Annotated in this window: 16 protein-coding genes; 5 read left to right on the forward strand and 11 right to left on the reverse strand. The window is 54.5% G+C overall.

What is annotated here, in order from left to right:
• Window positions 1–207 precede the first annotated feature (207 nt).
• Genes FHS21_RS25250 through FHS21_RS25265 form a run of 4 tightly spaced genes read right to left on the reverse strand, consistent with a single transcriptional unit; the run spans window position 208 to window position 5,405 of the window.
• Window positions 208–1,365 (reverse strand): mandelate racemase/muconate lactonizing enzyme family protein, encoded by a 1,158-nt coding sequence (locus FHS21_RS25250; RefSeq protein ID WP_183664727.1) that lies wholly within the window; start codon window positions 1,363–1,365, stop codon window positions 208–210.
• A 41-nt stretch (window positions 1,366–1,406) separates the two neighbouring features.
• Window positions 1,407–2,492: an ABC transporter ATP-binding protein gene (locus tag FHS21_RS25255; protein ID WP_183664729.1), complete on the reverse strand. Its 1,086-nt coding sequence runs from the start codon at window positions 2,490–2,492 to the stop codon at window positions 1,407–1,409.
• Window positions 2,493–2,522: 30 nt separating this feature from the next.
• Complete coding sequence (locus FHS21_RS25260; RefSeq protein ID WP_112551698.1) at window positions 2,523–4,256, reverse strand: ABC transporter permease; 1,734 nt, start codon at window positions 4,254–4,256, stop codon at window positions 2,523–2,525.
• 9 nt (window positions 4,257–4,265) lie between these two features.
• Window positions 4,266–5,405: an ABC transporter substrate-binding protein gene (locus FHS21_RS25265; protein ID WP_183664731.1), complete on the reverse strand. Its 1,140-nt coding sequence runs from the start codon at window positions 5,403–5,405 to the stop codon at window positions 4,266–4,268.
• A gap of 120 nt (window positions 5,406–5,525) precedes the next feature.
• Here FHS21_RS25265 and FHS21_RS25270 point away from each other — a divergent pair, with 120 nt between their 5' ends.
• Window positions 5,526–6,314 (forward strand): GntR family transcriptional regulator, encoded by a 789-nt coding sequence (locus FHS21_RS25270; protein ID WP_162713649.1) that lies wholly within the window; start codon window positions 5,526–5,528, stop codon window positions 6,312–6,314.
• A gap of 65 nt (window positions 6,315–6,379) precedes the next feature.
• Here FHS21_RS25270 and FHS21_RS25275 read toward each other — a convergent pair whose 3' ends face one another.
• The 7 genes from FHS21_RS25275 to FHS21_RS25305 form a co-directional block, all read right to left on the reverse strand.
• Window positions 6,380–7,417 carry a ketopantoate reductase family protein gene (locus FHS21_RS25275; protein ID WP_210283622.1) on the reverse strand — a complete coding sequence of 346 codons (1,038 nt, stop codon included), beginning with the start codon at window positions 7,415–7,417 and terminating at the stop codon, window positions 6,380–6,382.
• 314 nt (window positions 7,418–7,731) lie between these two features.
• The gene (locus FHS21_RS25280) at window positions 7,732–8,889 is read right to left on the reverse strand and encodes a mandelate racemase/muconate lactonizing enzyme family protein (protein ID WP_183664733.1); all 1,158 of its coding nucleotides are present in this window, start codon (window positions 8,887–8,889) and stop codon (window positions 7,732–7,734) included.
• 65 nt (window positions 8,890–8,954) lie between these two features.
• Entirely contained in the window at window positions 8,955–10,118 is a 1,164-nt protein-coding gene (locus tag FHS21_RS25285; protein ID WP_183664735.1) for an ABC transporter ATP-binding protein, read from the reverse strand.
• Window positions 10,119–10,149: 31 nt separating this feature from the next.
• Complete coding sequence (locus tag FHS21_RS25290) at window positions 10,150–10,971, reverse strand: carbohydrate ABC transporter permease (RefSeq protein ID WP_312879930.1); 822 nt, start codon at window positions 10,969–10,971, stop codon at window positions 10,150–10,152.
• Between the two features lie 5 nt (window positions 10,972–10,976).
• Window positions 10,977–11,891 carry a carbohydrate ABC transporter permease gene (locus FHS21_RS25295; RefSeq protein ID WP_183664739.1) on the reverse strand — a complete coding sequence of 305 codons (915 nt, stop codon included), beginning with the start codon at window positions 11,889–11,891 and terminating at the stop codon, window positions 10,977–10,979.
• Between the two features lie 45 nt (window positions 11,892–11,936).
• On the reverse strand, window positions 11,937–13,178 hold the full coding sequence (locus FHS21_RS25300; protein WP_183664741.1) for an ABC transporter substrate-binding protein: 1,242 nt from the start codon (window positions 13,176–13,178) through the stop codon (window positions 11,937–11,939).
• Between the two features lie 295 nt (window positions 13,179–13,473).
• Entirely contained in the window at window positions 13,474–14,283 is an 810-nt protein-coding gene (locus FHS21_RS25305) for an IclR family transcriptional regulator (RefSeq protein WP_183664743.1), read from the reverse strand.
• Window positions 14,284–14,448: 165 nt separating this feature from the next.
• Between FHS21_RS25305 and gloA the strand changes: the two genes are divergently transcribed.
• From gloA to FHS21_RS25325, 4 genes are all read left to right on the forward strand, one after another.
• Window positions 14,449–14,856, forward strand: a complete 408-nt coding sequence (gloA, locus tag FHS21_RS25310) for a lactoylglutathione lyase (RefSeq protein WP_312879931.1) — start codon at window positions 14,449–14,451, stop codon at window positions 14,854–14,856.
• 172 nt (window positions 14,857–15,028) lie between these two features.
• A complete protein-coding gene (locus FHS21_RS25315) occupies window positions 15,029–15,976 on the forward strand; it encodes an aldo/keto reductase (protein ID WP_312879932.1) in 948 nt (315 codons plus the stop codon).
• 321 nt (window positions 15,977–16,297) lie between these two features.
• Window positions 16,298–17,362: an IS110 family RNA-guided transposase gene (locus tag FHS21_RS25320; protein ID WP_446686531.1), complete on the forward strand. Its 1,065-nt coding sequence runs from the start codon at window positions 16,298–16,300 to the stop codon at window positions 17,360–17,362.
• 267 nt (window positions 17,363–17,629) lie between these two features.
• The coding region (locus FHS21_RS25325; protein ID WP_183664747.1) for a transposase at window positions 17,630–17,862 on the forward strand (233 nt) is incomplete at its 3' end.

Genomic DNA, 17,862 nt, shown 5'->3' on the forward strand with positions numbered 1-17,862 from the left:
CGGGTCGCAATGACCGTCAGTTGAAGGTGTGCACTGTGAGTTTAAGGCTTCCATCGGCCTGCTTTTCAAAGACAGTGGTTGGCACACCAGCCCACGGCTGGGGTCGATTGTGCCGTCCGGGGGCATCCCCGTCATTTCTTCGAAACTGGCCGCCGCCTTGATTGCGGCATTTCGAGAGACCGGTAGATCGCGGCTGATTGCATGCTCCTATTGATCAACCACAGATCCATCCTTGTGCAGTCTGGTATGAATTTTTCGTGGTCTGTAAGGAAATTTCTCGGCAGCGTCCGGTCGCAACGTGACGCCGATGCCAGGTTCGTCGCTGATAGTCAGGAACCCTTCTCCGTCATGACGGGCCGCACCTATAAGAAAACTATCGGAGTCCGGGCGTTTGTCGGTTACATCCCATGTATCGTTCGGAAACTCCTGCAGGACAAAATTCGGCGCTGTCGCGGCGATCTGCAGACACGCGGCCGTTGACACCGCGCTGAGTGGATTGTGTGGAACGACACCGGCATGCGAGGCTTCGGCCAACGCCGCGATTTTACGAGCGCCAGAGATGCCGCCGACGATACAGACATCAGGCCGTACAAGCTGGACTGCGTTGCGCGCCAGCAGCATCTGAAATTCCCAAAGGGATGTCATGCGCTCTCCGGTCGCGATCGGGATCGATATTTTCTCTGCCACATATGCCATCTCGTCGAGATTGTCAGGCAGGATCGGGTCTTCGATGAAGAGCGGATAGAACGGCTCGATCGCCCGTCCGAGCTGGACTGCTTCATAGGGCATCATCCGCCGATGGATTTCGATGCAAAGGTCCATCTCCGCGCCAGCGATCTTCCGGTATTCCCGGACGGTCTCGACGGCATCGCCAATCTTCTGGGCATGGGTCTGGAAATAGGCCACGTCACGCTGGGTGTCGAGAAATGGTGTCAGGTGTCCGACCGCAGTGAATCCCATTTTCTTGGCGTCTTCGATGCCTGAGAATAGCTCCTCCTTTGTTTCACCGAAGACGTGGTAATAGGCTCGTGCCTTGTCGCGGACCTTACCCCCCAGAAGCGCGTGGACGGGTGCATCGAAATGTTTTCCGGTAATATCCCAGAGCGCGATGTCGATGGCGCTGATTGCAGCCATGACGGCCGAGCCGCGAAAATGCGCCCAGCGGTACATATACTGCCAGTGATGTTCGATCCTGAGGGGATCCTGACCGAGCAGATAGTCCTTGAACCGTAGCACGGCGCCGGCTGTGGCCTCGTGGAACCCCCAGGCACCACCCTCGCCAAGGCCGACAAGTCCATTGTCTGTACGAATTTCGACAAACAGATACTTGTCGATGAAGATGCTTTCGACGCTTTCGATACGCATGAGAATTCCCTTTTGGTTGGATAAGGCACTTGCTGTGTCAACTAGTGCTCCGAAATGAGTGTCACGGCTTCCGGGTCGATGCGGACCATAATTGTCTGGCCGACATGGGGCGGATTTCGCGCGGGCAAATCGGCGCGAAGTGCAACGCCGCCAATCTGGAGCAGGCAGTTGACGACTGCTCCAAGGAAATTGACCGATTTGACGTGCGCTTCGAAGCAGTTGACCGCCTTTGAACCGCTGGTCACCAGTATGATGCTTTCCGCCCGTATGCAGACCAGAACTAGCCCAAACACAGTTGATTGAGCAGGCCATGAGAAGCGGCCCTCGATGGTCACGCCGTCTGTCAGGGTGACAAGCGCATGTTTGCCACCAGCCGTTCCGGCGACCGTGCCTTCAAGGATGTTGGCGTTGCCGATGAACTCTGCTGCAAACCGGCTCGCCGGGCGATCATAGAGATCTCGCGGCGTTCCGGACTGGACCATCTTCCCGTCCTTCATCAGAATGATCCGGTCGCTCATGAGCATCGCTTCGGACTGGTCGTGGGTGACGTAAAGCGAAGTCTTGCCCAACCGTCGCTGTAGTTCCACAAGCTCAAACCGCATACGGTCGCGCAATCCGGCATCCAGATTGCTCAGAGGCTCGTCGAACAAAAGAAGTCTCGGGGACGTTACAATCGCCCGTGCAAGTGCAACGCGCTGCTGCTGGCCACCGCTCAATTCCGTCCCGTAGCGATCCGAATATCCGGTCAGGCCGACAGTCCTCAGGGCTTCGCTTACTTTCGCCTCGATTACTGCTGCTGGTTCGTGCCGGGTCTTGAGACCGTAGGCAACATTCTCGTAAACGGTCATATGGGGCCAGACCGCATAGGATTGGAAAACCATATTGATGTCACGTTTTTCTGGCGGCACGTCCCGTCCATCGGCCGCAACGATCTCCCCGTCTATACGGATCGTTCCACCCGAGGATGCCTCCAGGCCAGCTATGCAGCGCAGAGTAGTGGTCTTCCCGCAGCCACTTGGACCAAGGAGCGAAACAAATTCGCCGTCCTCGACCACGAAGCTCACATCCTTGACGGCTGTGACGCTGCCATAGGTAACCACGAGATCTTCAACGCTTAGCTGAGCCAAGTCACCACTCCATATTCACGCGGCCGTACGTCAGCCACTTTGGGAAAGTTTCACACGAAGCAGGAACCGGCTGACGAGAATTCCAGCCATCAGTATGACCGTCTGGAGAATCCCGATGATCGCCGCATTTTGAACGTTGCCGAATTCCAGATAATCCCACGACATCACCGACAGGACCTTGTTGCTCGGTGAGGCGAGAATGATTGCCGCGCTGATTTCACGGATTGAAAAAATGAACACGAGAATCCATGCAGAGAGGACACTCGGCCGGATAAGCCTGAAGGTTATTTGAGATGCCGTGCGAAAATGGGACGCTCCGCAAAGCGCCGATGCCTCTTCCAGAGACCTGTCGATTTGAATGATCGACGTATCGATCATGCGGTAGGCATAAGGGATATAGGTTGCAACAAAGGCGATAACCAATATCCAGACGGTTCCGTAGACGGGAGTCATCAGATAGGTCCAAAAAATGCCGGTTCCAAAGACGATGCCTGGCACGGCAATCGGGAACATGGCGATATAGTCGAGAATTCCTGCGCCACGGATACGAAGCCGCCGTATCGAATAGGCGAGGACAATTCCGAGAAGGACGCAAAAGGTCGGGGAGATCACTCCCACCAGCAATGTATTGCCAATTGATTGTCGAACCGCAACCGAGGCAATGACAGAACGGAAGTTATCGAGTGTATAGCTCGCAGTGAGGATGTTCGACGAAGTGAAGCGCGTAAAAGCCACATAAAACAGGGCGAAGTAAGGAAGTATGATCGCCAGTGTCACATAGGCAAGGATGAAGCCAATTGCCGGAATCCGCCAGCCTCGAAGCTTGAGAAATCGTGTGCGAAAGCCACGCGCCGTCACCGTTACGAAGCGTGTCGCTACCTGGGATGCAAACCGGTAGAAGGCGACGCCGATCAGTGAAATCCAAAACAATAATGTTCCGATGGCAGCAGCCCGAGCGTAGTCCACCGGATAAGTCGCGGTCGCGCGATAGATGTCGATAGCAAGAAACGGCATGGCTTGCGTTCCGCCCAAAGCCGCGGGGATGGAGAACGTTCCGCATGTCAGAACGAAGACGAAGAAGAACGCCGAAATAATCGACGGCCGTACGACGGGGAGTGTCACCTTCAGCGCCGTCGAGAAAACACCGGCTCCGTTGAGGTACGATGCTTCTTCCATCGAAGGGTCCATACCTTTCAGCGCGGCTGAAACTGTCATGTAGGCGTAGGGAATATTGTAGAGTGCCATAACGAGAATGACCCCTGTCGCGGTCATCACGTTGATCGCATAGCCGGTCACACCAAAAACCTCGCGGGCAAGGACATTGATCAGTCCAGCATTGGGCGAACCAAGAATAAGCCACGCCAAAGCGCCAACGAACGGCGAAAGATAAAGCGGAGCGATAACGGCATTTTCCATCCACGCCTTTGCGGGAATATCGGTGCGCGAGATCAGCCATGCCAAGGCGATGCCGACAAAACATGCGAGGAAGGAGACAGCGAGCGACGCTCCGATCGTGACGATTAACGTCTTGAGGTAAGGCATTGTCGCGTAGACAGCGATCACGCTGCGCAAGGAGAAATGGGCGCGTGGATCGACAAATGTACCCGTCCGCACCGCGCCGAGAAACATCAACACGATCGGCAGCAGGACCAGAACAGCGAGAATCAATCCGACAATGACCGGAAGCGCCAATCTCTGGCGTTTCCTTCGAACCAGGCCAACAGGAACGTTATCCGTTACGGGTATGGTCGCTGAAATTGTCATCGGACTGTCTCAGCGGCCGAAAATCTGGTTCCACTCGGCTATGATCGGTTTGGCCGGATCGACGTATCCTGGATCGCTCAAGTAGTCGATGTAAAGATTTTCCGGATCCTTATACCATTCTTCCTTGTACCAATCGGCCTTGGCAGCCTTGCGAGGATCGACCGTATCTTCGCGCGCGGAGGCAACTCCCGCGACGCTGAACCATGCAGCTTGCCCTTCCTCACTCATTGCCCAATCCTGGAACAACCGGGCGGCATTCGGATGGGGCGCGCCGGCCGAGATCGTCTGCACGGTGAGGTTGGCAGGCGTCGGAGTAGGGAAAACCCAACGTATCGGTGCACCTTTAAGATAAAAACCGCCCATGTCGCTCTGGGATGCCTGATCGACGATGGCATGTTCTCCGGCGGCAAGCCGGTCGTACATGGGCGACTTGCTGTCATAGATCTGAGGCTTGAGTGCCGCCATCTTGGCAAGAAAATCCGGTCCGAACTGATCGCGTTTGCCGCCGAGGAACATGTAGACGTAGGAGTAGCTGCTCCCGCCGGAAGCGGGTGTACCCGTCGCGATGCGTCCTTTCCAGCGCGGGTCCGTCAGTACATTCCAACCACCTTCCCGGATGAGCTTTTCTTCCTCCGGCGAGACGAGCTTGGAGTTCCAGGCGATGCCCATGGCGTTCACGAACGCCGTGTACCAAACACCTTCCTTCTTCATCTCTGGCCGAATACCGGCAGCGGAGGCAGGCGTATAGTCGGCGATCAGTTTTTCATCATGGGCAGATTCAATGAGGACGGTGTCGGTGATCTGGATAACATCGGCTACGTGCTGGCCGACACGTTCTTCCGTTAACCAGCGCTCGAAAAGTGGATAACTCGGACCGCGAACGTTTTGTGTCGTGATTCCATACTTCTTGGTAAATGCTCCGGTCCAGACGGCCGTAGGGTCAATTGCGGTGGTGTGATAGAAGGTGAGAGTACCCTCGGCTTTAGCCGCTGCGACTAAGTCTTCGCTCGGCTGCGGGGCAGGGGATTGAGCAAGCGCGCCCTTGGGAAAAAGCGATAAGCTCGCAGCACCAAGTCCTGTGACTGCGGCCATGCGCATGAGGTTCCGACGGGTGAAATTGCATCTCGGCAAGCCATTTGTATTTTTCATATCGATCTCCTCCCAGAGTAACGATTTTGAAGACGCAGGCGCGGGCACCCTTCGGCCTCCCTCGTTTCGTACATTTGCGCAAATATATTTCACTGTCAATCGACATTTGCGCAAATATATTTGCGTTTGAAAACCGCTTCGCGTATCGATGGGCTATTGGCAAAACAGGGAATCGAGGTGGACTTGTCGAAGAGCATATCCGAAAGCGCGCCGCTGAATGAGCCGACTTATCTCCGGGTAAAGCGAGCTATCATCGGCGATCTGGTGGCAGGAAATTTCGCGCCCGGCACGCATCTGACGATCGAAACGCTCACGTCGCGCTATGCGGTCAGCCATATGCCGATCCGCGAGGCGCTTCGCCAGCTTGAGGGCGAGGGCATTCTGATATCAATTGCGCACCGTGGTTTCAGGATCGAGGCCCTCACGGAAACCTACATCCGAAACATTTACGATATTCGTGTCGGCATTGAATCGATGCTGGCGCACCGCGCTGTCGAAATGGCAACGGACAGCGATGTAGAGGCCCTTCGTCATATGCATGAGGACCTCAATGCCTTGATACGGTCAGGAAAGCCCTTGGTGGCGTCGCAAGAGAATATCGCTTTCCACAAACGTATATATGGAATCGCAAACAACCCGGAAGCTGAACAGATACTTGAAGGCCGAACGAGGGTAGTGCGAACGGTCGCCGACAGTCTGGGTGGATACACCCCGGATGTGTTTGAAGTGGTGATTGCCGAACATGAGAAGATGATCTTGGCCTTCGAGAGCCGAGATCCGGAAGCCGCGGGGCAGGCGGTATTCGATCATGTGAGTGCCGCCCGTGACAGGCTTCTGAGGCGGATGGCCGCGAAAGAAGTCTTCAACCAAGAGAGTCCCGCACCGACTTCGATCGAAGCTGAGCAATAGCCAGTATCTTCCGTTCATTTGGAAAACTGTTCTCGGTGTAACACTTTATGATCGGCGCGATTACTCTATGGCACTGAGGCAACCGGCACATCTGTGGCTGTTTTTGGCGTCAGTTGACCATTGGCCAACTTTTCGGAGAGGCTGCAAAGCGCCGAGTTGTAGGGAGTCTCCAAATTGTGAAGGCGACCGAGAAGCACAATTTCGCCGTTGAGATAGCTGGTTTCGAGAGAGCCGGTTCCCCTTACAACGCTTTGTAGCGTAGAGGATCCTATCCGTGAACGCCCCGGGATTGCTGTCATGACCATCTGGCTGCGCGCTGATGCATCGAACGAATCCCATTCTATGCCGGCAGTCATCAGCACTTCTTCGGCTTCAGCGCGCGCTTTCTCGTACCATTTTTCTTGAAGCTGCTCGTCTCCAAAAGCCGCATCGATTATGTTTCTCAAATTACCCAGCAGCTTGCGATACTTGCTCCTTATCACATCGCTTCTGGCATTCGCGACGAAGCCAGAGGCATTCAAAATCTGACATAAGTTTACTACCGCGGCATCAATTCCTGCAGGATAGCGACCGATATCAAATATTCCGATTTTAGGAACACCGTAGGCGGCTACTTCACCTGGCTTTTCAAAGTCCGCTGGCAGCATGACAGTAACGCCATAGACATTTCTGAAAAACCGCAGCGCAAGCGTTTCATTGGCTACTCCGTTCTGAAAGCAGAATACCGGCTGCTCTACCACACCGGCGGCCTTGAGCTGAAACAGCGCCTGCGCCGTATCCTGCCCCTTCATTGCCAGCAAGACCGCGTCACTACTACTGAAAGAGATCTCCCGCGGATCTGCACAAACGGGGAAAGTTGCGGTCTTCTTCCCCTCTGGAGTAAGCAGCGCGAGCCCGGATCGGCTTACCGCTTCGAGCTGGTGCCCGCGCGCGATGCCGATGACGGAATGTCCAGCCAAGCTGAGCTGAGCAGCGACAACCCCGCCGATTGCTCCAAGTCCAAAGACGATTATTCGCATCAAATATCCTATGGTGTGAATGACATGATAGTCGATGGCGCAGCAGGCCATTAAGAAATGACGACATGTTAGGTGTATGGGCATGCAGCGTCGATGCATCAGAGGAAAGAACCATCGATGAGACAACACATATGGAAAGCCCAATCTACCAGAAACGCAAACCGATAGATCGGGCCCAAATTTCTGACGCGTGAAAAGAAGCGGTCTGCACGTTGTCAGCGGTTCATCGCCAATTAGGGGCTCTGGCGTGGAACCGCCTCACGAATTGCGGCAAGGGGAAAGCAGCTCGCCACAGTACGATAGCTGGGTTTGCAGCCCGACGGCGCCGAACTCGATCGACCAATCCCTTCAATGAAATTTGTGGCCGGTGTAAGGTTGATCATTGAGTAATAAGCCGGTCAGCCCCCGAAGCCATCGATAATATTGCTGCGCATGAAGTCCATGTTAAGCCTTAGACCGAGACCGGAACCAGCAGGTAATTTCAACCTCCCTCCGCTGTTGTCGAGCGGTTCCTCAAGGAATGAATTGTACTTGCTCAAATCGCATCTGCTTGTTTCCAGTCTATAAAAGTTGGGCACGGTCATCATAACGTGGCCACCGGCGACAAGATTGATCGGTCCGCTCGCATCGTGGGGAGTAACCGGAACATAGTAAGCCTCCGCCATTGTCGCGATCTTTTTCAACTCGGTGATCCCTCCGGTCCAGGTCACATCCGGCATGATGAATTCTGCCAGTTCCTGCTCAAAAACTTTCACGAAGTCCCAGCGCGTATGCAGCCTTTCGCCGACGGAAATCGCAGCGCCCACCTTATCGCGTACCTGTTTCAAGGCATGATAGCTTTCAGGCGGCACCGGCTCTTCAAACCAACCGATATCACCTGCATCTTCTAGAGTACGGCAAAGGCGGATAGCGGTAGGTACATTGAAACGTCCATGAGCGTCGATCAGGATCTCCATATCCGGCCCCGCAGTTTCGCGGACGAGAGCGGTCAACTCAGCGGCGATACGCTCGTCTTTCCTGCTCAGTTGGCCATCAAGATAACCTACATTTTCGGCATGGGAGCCTTCGGAATGCGGGAACGGATCGAATTTTAAGGCTGTGTGGCCGCTGTCTACGATCTTTCGGATTTCCTCAATGGATGTTTCCTTGTCAACCATATTGCGCCATTCAGGATGGGTATAGAGGAGGAGATCATCGCGCAACCGGCCACCCAGCAAATCGCAGACGGGTTGATTAAGGACTTTGCCGCGGATATCCCACAGCGCGATATCGATGCCGCTGATTAAATGGGTGGTTGCGCCACGGCTTCCCATGTAGGTAAATGACCTGAAAATCTTGTGCCAGATAAGGTCGATATTTGCCGGATCATCACCGACCAGCAGTTCATTGACTTGCCGTAGGATGAGCGCCATTGCTCTGTTGGCCATGCGCGTCGTCGAAGTAATCTCACCCCAGCCGTTGACCCCTCCATCAGTTCGAACTTCGACAAAAAGAAATTCGCCCCAAAAGGTGCCGTCGGCTTTGACAAGCCAAGGTACAATCGACGTTATTTTCATGGTTTGCTCCTGCGACTATTTCCGCGACTGCGGGGCTTATTGGCTTTAAGGTTCTGTGGATTCGGTCAGTCTCGGATACGCTCGCCGGTTTTCTCGGAAAAAAGCACGGCCTGCTCAAGGTCCATCGAGACGCTTATCAATGTGCCCGGCTCGAGCTCACTATAGCCGGGGGTGGTGATTATGATGGTATTTGACGACTGGTCCTGTTCAACCGACATCGCATCAGCCGCGAGTTCGACCGACACGTTGGATTCAGCACCCACCTGTTCGACGAGAACGACGGTACCTTGCAGCGTGTCTGGTACATCTGAACGCCCAATCCGAAGGGCGTTGGGACGTACACCGAGCAACGTGGGGCCATTCGCTTTGCGAGCTGCTGCCATGAGCCGTTCTGGCAGGCTTATTGCCGCGGGACCTATTCTAAACCCATCGTCAGAGTATCGCGACCGGATGAGATTCATAGCCGGTACGCCGATGAAACCGGCCACGTAGGTGTTTGCCGGATCTTCGTAAATTTCCCGCGGAGTACCGAATTGCTGTAGTTGGCCATCGCGCAAAAGCGCGATCTTGGTGCCCATGGTCATTGCTTCCACTTGGTCATGGGTTACGTAAACAAACGTTCCTTTCAAGTTTCGGTGTAATTTCGATATCTCCGCACGCATCGTCGTGCGCAGTTTTGCGTCAAGGTTGGAGAGGGGCTCGTCCATGAGAAACACTTCAGGCTGGCGGACCATTGCCCGCCCGAGAGCGACGCGCTGACGTTGACCGCCTGAAAGCGTTCGCGGAAGCCGATTGAGCATTTCTGTCAGCCCCAGGATCTTGGCCGTACGGGTCACGGATTGAGCAACCTCAGGGGATCGTTCTACACGGCGTTTGGCAATGCTGCCAAGAATTGGAATATGAAACCACCAGCGGAAGTATCGCATCAAGAGGGGAAACCCGATATTTTCCCCGACGCTCTTGTGTGGATAGAGCGCATAGGACTGGAATACGAAAGCCATATCGCGTTCCGAGGGCGGCAATCCGTCGATCCGCCTATCGCCAAGGTAGATAGCGCCATCAGAAATGGTCTCAAGCCCCGCAAGCATTCGCAAAAGCGTGGACTTGCCACACCCGGAAGGGCCAAGCAGGACCAGAAAATCGCCATCAACGACGTCAAGATTGATGTCTTTGATGGCCGTCACACTCCCAAAGTTTTTGGTGATGTGCGCGAGTTTTATTGAAGCCATTTCTGTTTTCCCTTAGCCCGACCTATCGTCCTCAACCTTTGATCGCTCCGCTTGTCATCCCAGCCACAACATATCGCTGAGCGACGAGATAGAAGGTGATGGCTGGCAGGGTGTAGATGATTCCAACCGCCATCACCGTTTCGATTGGCGTAATGAGCTCACCGACGAAGCCAGCCAGACCGACAGATGCGGTACGCAATCCCTCACTGCTGACGAAGGTCAACGCGAAAACGTATTCATTCCAGCCGTGGAAGAATGCGATGACCGAAGCTGCGGCAATGGTGGGTGCAATAAGGGGAGCCACAATAAGCAGCAGGATCTCGATGCGGGAACAACCGTCAACACGGGCTGCTTCCTCCAGCTCGACAGGGACGCTATCAATGGCACCTTTCAGGATCCAGATCACAACCGGAACGGTAAAGGCACTGTTGACCAGGATCAGGCCCAACAACGTGTCGAGAAGCCCGAGCGTAACGAAAATTGCATAGAGAGGCACCACCAGCATGACCTCGGGCAACATTTGCGAGGCAAACAGGCAGAGCCCGAGCAGTCCTTTGCCGCGAAACTGCAAGCGCGACAGCGCATAGGCGGGTAGTATGGCGAGGGCGATACTGAGGACTGTAGTTCCGGCTGCGACAATCGCGCTGTTGACCAGCCAAACTCCGATCTGTGTTGTTGAGAACACTGCGTTATAGATGGGGAGCTGCGATAGATCAGGAACAAGTCTCGGAACGTCTGCAAATGTTTCGGCGGATGATGTCAAGGACGTCACCAGCATCCAGTATATTGGAAAAGCCGCGACACCGAGCAGCGCCAATACTGCCGAAATATGCATCCCATGACGCCAGGACATGCTCGTCATTCTCGGGCCCTTTCGGCACGCTGCATCACTTTGAAGTAAGCGAACGTGACGATAAAGGAAATCCCAATACCGACCATGCCGACGGCGGCCGCGCTTCCAAGCTCACGGTAGACGAATCCTTGACGATACAGCTCTGTCACCAGCGTATTCGTGGCTCCGACAGGCCCCCCTTGGGTCAATACCCATATGAGATCAAAACGTCGCAACGACCATATGGTGGTGAACAGCGCGATAAGCATGACGGTTGGTCTTATCGTCGGCCAGACGACTGCTTTATAAGCATTCAATCGGTCGGCCTTGTCAATGATAGCCGCCTCGCGAAGCTCAGGTGACACCCCCTGCAGAGCAGCAAGAAACACCACCGATGAAAACGGAAATATCTGCCAGACGGTGGTAAGGAGAACTGCGGTCAACGCAAGTGATGGAGAATCCAGCCAGTTTTCGCTGCCAAGCCGCTCGAATCCTAGGTATCGGAGCGCGTGACCGAAAATGCCGTATTGGGCGTTGTACATCCAGCTGAAGACCAATGCTACCGCAACAGGTGGCGCTGCCCATGGGATCGTCACCAATGCCCGGGCAATGCCGCGACCGCGCATCTGCTGGTTTAACAAAAGCGCGGTGGCAAGGCCCAGGCCTATGGAGAAGACAACGCTGGCAAGCGTATAAAGCGCAGTAATCATCAGAGTTCTGCGGAAGTCGCCAGTGCTCAAGAGTTGCAGATAGTTCCCAAATCCTACAAACCTCGATTGGTTGGGGGATAGTAAGGAGGTTTCTGTAAAGCTGAGCGTGAATTCCTGAAGGAGAGGATATCCTTGAAAAAGGAACATGTAGACCACCGCGGGTGCGATGAAAAAATAAGGAGTCCAGCGCCCGCCAGTTCGAGCATTCCTCTCCAAGAGTTGCTGGGCCATGGTTCAATCCTGGACTGGGTTGATTGCGTCGCGTGCGTGTGATTGTTACTTTGCGAGTACGCGGCTTTCAGCCATTTTTTGCGCCTCGTCCATCGCCGCCTGCGGATCGAGATCTGTCTGGAGAACCTTTACCACTTGTTCCAATATGATCCTCTGAATTTCCGGGGTTTTGATCTCATGGCCAGTAACCAATTGCGGGATACTGACCGCTTTGTCTGAGTCGTAAACCTTGAGCCAAGGCCGCTTGGCAAGCTCCTCCTCGGTGTAAGCGATGGGCGTGGCCACAAACGAGGACCCGCCATAAGCAGTTTCCAGAGCCCTCTGATTTTCCGGCAGCATCATCCACTTCAAGAAGGCGAGGGCAGCCTCCTTGTGTTTGGTATTTGCATTCACAGTAATCGGCGAGAGGACAAATCCTTGGGCGTCGGTCGGAAACGGCGAGCGGGCTACTTCGATGGGAAGATCAGGACCTTTCACCATCAGGGACGCCATCACCGCCGAGTTGTCGATCTCCATGGCGACCTTGCCTTGGGAGAACATTCGGCGAAAGGTCGCGGCATCGGCTCCTTTCGGTGTCACATCGAGATCATATACTTGTTTGTAAGCTGCTATTCCGGCGACAACTTGCGGACTGTTGAGCGTCAGCTTTCCGCTATCGTCCGACCACCGGCCGCCAAATCCATAAACGAAATTGCACACGTCCTGCCAGAAACCGCCGCTCTCGGCCATGGTGGCGCGGTATGCAAATCCGTAGACACCGTCACCAGAGGCCGCCTTTGCTGAGGCGATAAATTCGGCAAAATTTGTGGGTACCTTGCCATCCTTCAAAAGCGCTTTGTTATAAATCAGCGCATAGTTGCTGATCTCAAAGGCTATGCCATAGCGTTTTCCGTCCACTTTCAGATACTTGTCTACCGGGCGGAGATTAGCTTCGTCCTTGATGATGCCGTCAATCGGCATGATCAGATTGGCAGCAACCGCCGGATAAAAATCATAAAGGTCAAAGCGCACCAGATCCGGGCCACCTTTACCGCCCATCTGTGTGAACATTGTATTGGCAAAGCTCGCAAAAGGAATGGCGATCGGAGTAACCTCGATGTTCTCCTGACTGTCGTTGAACTTTTTAACCCACTCCTGGAGCTGTGGTCCTCGAGCCGAAGAGAATGGAGAGGCTGCGAAGGTGATGACTTCTTTTTCTGCAGCAAAAGAGTGCATCGTCGAGCTTATTGTGAGAGTGGCAGCGACCAAGAGTGCTCCAACCGAGAATCTGCGAAAGTATGCATTCATGAGTGGTATCCTCCCAGATACGCGTCGCTTTGGTTTTTTCCATCGCAGGGCGATAGTTCACGACAGCAGATTAATGCCTTAGATTTGAGTGCCTCGCATTTGTTCTTATTTGATCAGGATCATTACCTCTTGGTCTCATTTGGTCAAGCATTTAAATTCAAGTGATAGGAAATCTGTTACGTGCGACAGGTTGAGGTTCAAAGTTCACTACGTTTGCAAGCGTGTTCGGAGGCAAACGGCGTGGCTTGGCAAGCGACGTCAAGAACGGTGATGGCTTGTGGAACCGTTGCAAGGTTCACCTTGGAATGTCCGCGGAAATCGCTGCCGCGGTGTCAATAACTGCCTGGCGAACGAATTCCCGTTCTGCCCTCTGCTTGTCGGAAAGAAAAGGAACGCTCAACGCTGCCACGAACACACCATTGGGCTCGACAATCGGTGCTGCGAATGCGTGTATGTGCGTCCTATGTTCGCCGCGGTCCTGCGACCAACCTTGTCGACGTATGCGCGACAGTTCAACGCGAAGCTGTTCGGGGTCGGTAATTGTGCGGGGCGTATAGGCTTCCATTGGCCTCGCCAGCTGGCGCTCGAGCTCTTGTGTTGACAAATGGGCCAATACCATTTTGCTAGCGGCTCCCGCGTGCAGGGATATACTCATGCCAACGGTGGGAGTAAGCCCGTAATCGCGTGTCGCAGCCGTCACCGCCAGCGTCCGAACTTGGTCTTCATCCAAGACTGAGAGTTTGTTCGCTTCCCCCGTGCGCTCGGCAAGTGCCCTGAGGTGAGATTGGGCGAGGGAAACGAGGTCGTAGCGTTTACCGTCAACAAGGACCTGAGCAGCCAGCGCCGTCAAACCGGGCCCAAGCTGGTAGGCTCCATCGGATTTTCGACGAACAATCTCCCGCAGGCCCAACGTGTTCACAATACGATATACGGTGCTGCGGGGGATCTGGAGCTGCAGTGTCAATTCGCGAATGTTGGCGCCTTCGGGCCGACCTTCAAGTATAGCGAGAATGTCCAGCGCCCGCTCAAGCACGGGAACGCCATTCCAACCCCTGTGAGCGGAATTTTCGTCATCTTCCATCTTTTTGGCATCTGATTCCCGCATTTCTACATCACTCGTTCATTGGTTTAGCCCCGATATATCCATCCGCCACGAAAATATGTTGACACGGGGAAGTCGTGTATCCAATCTCTATTGATCAGGGCGTTTCATATTTGAACAGGTAAACTATTTGACTGTCAATCGCCAGCCCCAACAGGAGGAAAGATCGTGGATACAGGCAGCAAGCGTGGTCGGATTATGCACACCATGATCCGGGTGGGTGATCTCGATCGTTCCGTTGAATTTTACCGCAAGCATTTCGGCATGGATATTATCAGGAAAGTAGACGTTCCCGAGGGTAAGTACACCAATATATTCATCGGGTACGGCTCCGAAATGGCCGATCCAATGATTGAACTCACCTACAACTATAATGTTGAACATTATGAAAAAGGAACCGGGTTCGGTCACCTGGCGATCGGCGTCAGCGATATTTATGCGACCTGTGAGAATATGCGGTCATCGGGCGTAAGCATCGTGCGAGAGCCGGGGCCCGTGAAGTTCGGTACCACCGTTATTGCCTTCGTCGATGATCCTGATGGCTATCGCATAGAGTTGGTCGAAGAACGACCTTAGAGTTCTGTCCGAAATTTATAATAATATCTGGAAGTGCGAGAATGCACGCCAGCTGATCGAGAGCCAATGTTTCAAGCGTGCAGACTCGGCGCGATCGATGGGAGCCTGGTAGAATTTTCGAAATGGCTGTGGGAGAAGCAGTGTGAAAAAGCGTAAGCTTGGGCAACTCGAGGTGTCTGCCCTCGGGCTCGGCTGTATGGGAATGTCGCCGGTTTATGGAACTCCAGATGACGCCGAATCGATAGCCACGATACATCGTGCGCTGGAACTCGGAATTGATCTCATTGATACAGCAGACGCGTATGGCGATGGTCAGAATGAGATTATCGTCGGCAGCGCTATACGAGGCCTCAGGGAAAAGTTCATTCTCGCCACCAAATTTGGCATAACGCGGTCAAATGACGGCACACTCGCGGTCAACGGTCGGCCCGAATACGCTGCCAAAGCGTGTGATGCGAGTTTGCAACGGCTCGGCGTCGAAACAATAGACCTTTACTATCTTCACCGCGTTGACCCGGATGTTCCGATCGAGGAAACGGTGGGAGCAATGGCTCAATTGGTCCACGCGGGTAAAGTGCGCTATATAGGACTTTCTGAAGCGGGTACTCAAACGTTGCGCCGCGCCCATGCTATCCATCCAATTACTGCGCTGCAGACCGAGTATTCCCTCTGGACTCGTGATCCGGAAACAGAATTGCTGCCTGTGTGCTCAGAATTAGACGTGGGATTTGTAGCATACTCCCCGTTGGGGCGAGGCTTTCTCGCCGGCACTATCTCGAGCACCGATGACCTTGCCGAAGGCGACCGCCGCCATGCGATGCCGCGATTCGCAAACGGCAATATCGAAGCAAACAATGCGCTCGTCTCCGTTTTGCGTCGGGCAGCTGAAAATGAAGGCTGCACCCCAGCACAGTTGGCGCTGGCGTGGCTGATGTCACGCTCTGGCTCCATTGTTCCTATTCCAGGTACCAAACGGCGGCTATGGTTCGAAGAAAATGTCGCTGCCTTGGATGTTTTACCTACCGTCGCTACTTTGCAACGCCTCGATGATGTGTTCCGTCTAAACATTGCTGCAGGAACCAGGCACCCCGCGGCACAGATGGAGAAGCTTGGGCTTTAACCGGTCACAGGGTGATCTCGAAGATGCTTAATAAGCTGGCGTCAACATTTGCTTATCCCGATATCGTAAGAGCCCATAAGTTTGGTGTCTCGACGCTCTGCACGAGGTTGACCTGCTCCCGCCAAATTAGTCCATTCTCAACTGGAGTTTTCCAATAATGCCCCTGGTGACGGGCTGAGGAGGAGGTGGCATGAAAGGTGCCGCGCCCGTTGAGAGAACGGATCAGGGAGATTGCAGGTGATGATCGAGGGACAGTCACGCTTCCAGCCTTTCGGCTTACCTTATTGGGGTTTCGCAGATCTCAATAAAGGAGTTGGAAGCATGACTGCATCTTATGATTACCATATCGGCGTCGACTACCACAAATCCTACAGCCACCTTGTGGTGCAGGACAGTAGCGGCAACACGCTCAGATCGGGCCGGGTGAAGAACGACCGCCAGTCGCTCTGCGGGTTCCTGGAACGGTATCGGGAGAACTCGCATGCGGTTGTCGAGGCGACGCGCAACTGGATGGTGATATACGACTGGCTCGACGACATTTGTGATGATGTCGTTCTCGCCCATCCTTTGAAGGTGAAGGCGATCGCCGATGCGAAGATCAAGACGGACAAGATCGACGCCACCGTGCTGGCGCATCTGCTCAGAGCCGACCTGGTGCCGGAGGCCTGGGCACCCGGCGAGCGGGCCAGAGAACTGCGCATCGCGCTTCGCGAACGGACGTTCTACGTGCGGCTGCGCAGGATGACGAAGAACCGCATCGTCACGGTCTTTGATCGCTATCCGGAACAGACGGCACAGCTGAAGAAGCTCGGTGATCTGTTCGGCAAGGCCGGTCATGCCCAGTTGGCTCAAGTGAACGTGTCAGAGATCGACCGCATCCAGATCGACCGGGGCCTCGCCTTCATCGGCGACATTAACGTGCGCATCAGGCAGTCGGAAGAAACGATCCAGGCGATGACCAGGGCCAATGGCAATGTGAAGCTGTTGAAGACGATCCCCGGCATCGGCGAGTTCTTTGCAAGGCTGATCGATGCGGAGATCGACGACATAGCGCGGTTCCGCACACCGAAGAAACTTGCCGCTTATGCCGGGCTTGTGCCCTCGACCTATTCGAGCGGCGACAAGACCTGGCGCAGGCAAGATCATCAAGCAGGGCAACAAGTGGCTACGCTGGGCTTTTGTCGAAGCCGTCGCCCCTGCCATCGCCAGCGATCCGCAGCTGCGCGCTCAATACGAACACCTGAAGATCAGAGGAGTGAACAAGGCGCGCGTGGCCATCGCGCGCAAGCTTTGACGATTGCCTTCCAGATCCTGCATGACCAGCGCACTTACGAGCCTCGCGGCACCACCACGGAAGGCGCGTCGACGATATCCCGGTTGTCCTGATCAAATTCTAGCGAGCCCGGCAGGACTGGGCTGCGCTCATTGAGGAGAATAGGAAACCGGGAGCCGAACGCCACTATGTGACCGAAGCAGAGAAGGAATCAGGATCACGAATTGGAGAATGGTTCGAGAACCGAAGGACACGTTTGTCCTGCGGACGAGAGACTTTTAGCCGATCGCTGAGAATGCCGGTCACACAACAACCGAACCCAAGGAAAAGCCCGTATGTGCCAGCGTTTTGCCCCTTGTGTTCTTTCATTGGAGAATTCGATGAAGAAGACGAAGTTCACAGAGGCGCAGATCGCCTTCATTCTGAAGCAGGCAGAAGACGGTGTTGCCGTGGCGGAAGTCTGCCGCAAGGCCGGGATTTCCGACGCGACATTCTACAACTGGCGCAAAAAATATGTCGGCCTGATGCCATCGGAGATGCGGCGGTTGCGGCAGCTTGAGGAGGAGAACGCCAAGCTGAAACGGATCGTCGCGGATCTGTCGCTGGACAAGGC

Origin of the sequence: Phyllobacterium trifolii (assembly GCF_014192095.1) — a bacterium.
In the GTDB taxonomy this organism is placed as follows: Bacteria; Pseudomonadota; Alphaproteobacteria; order Rhizobiales; family Rhizobiaceae; genus Phyllobacterium; species Phyllobacterium trifolii.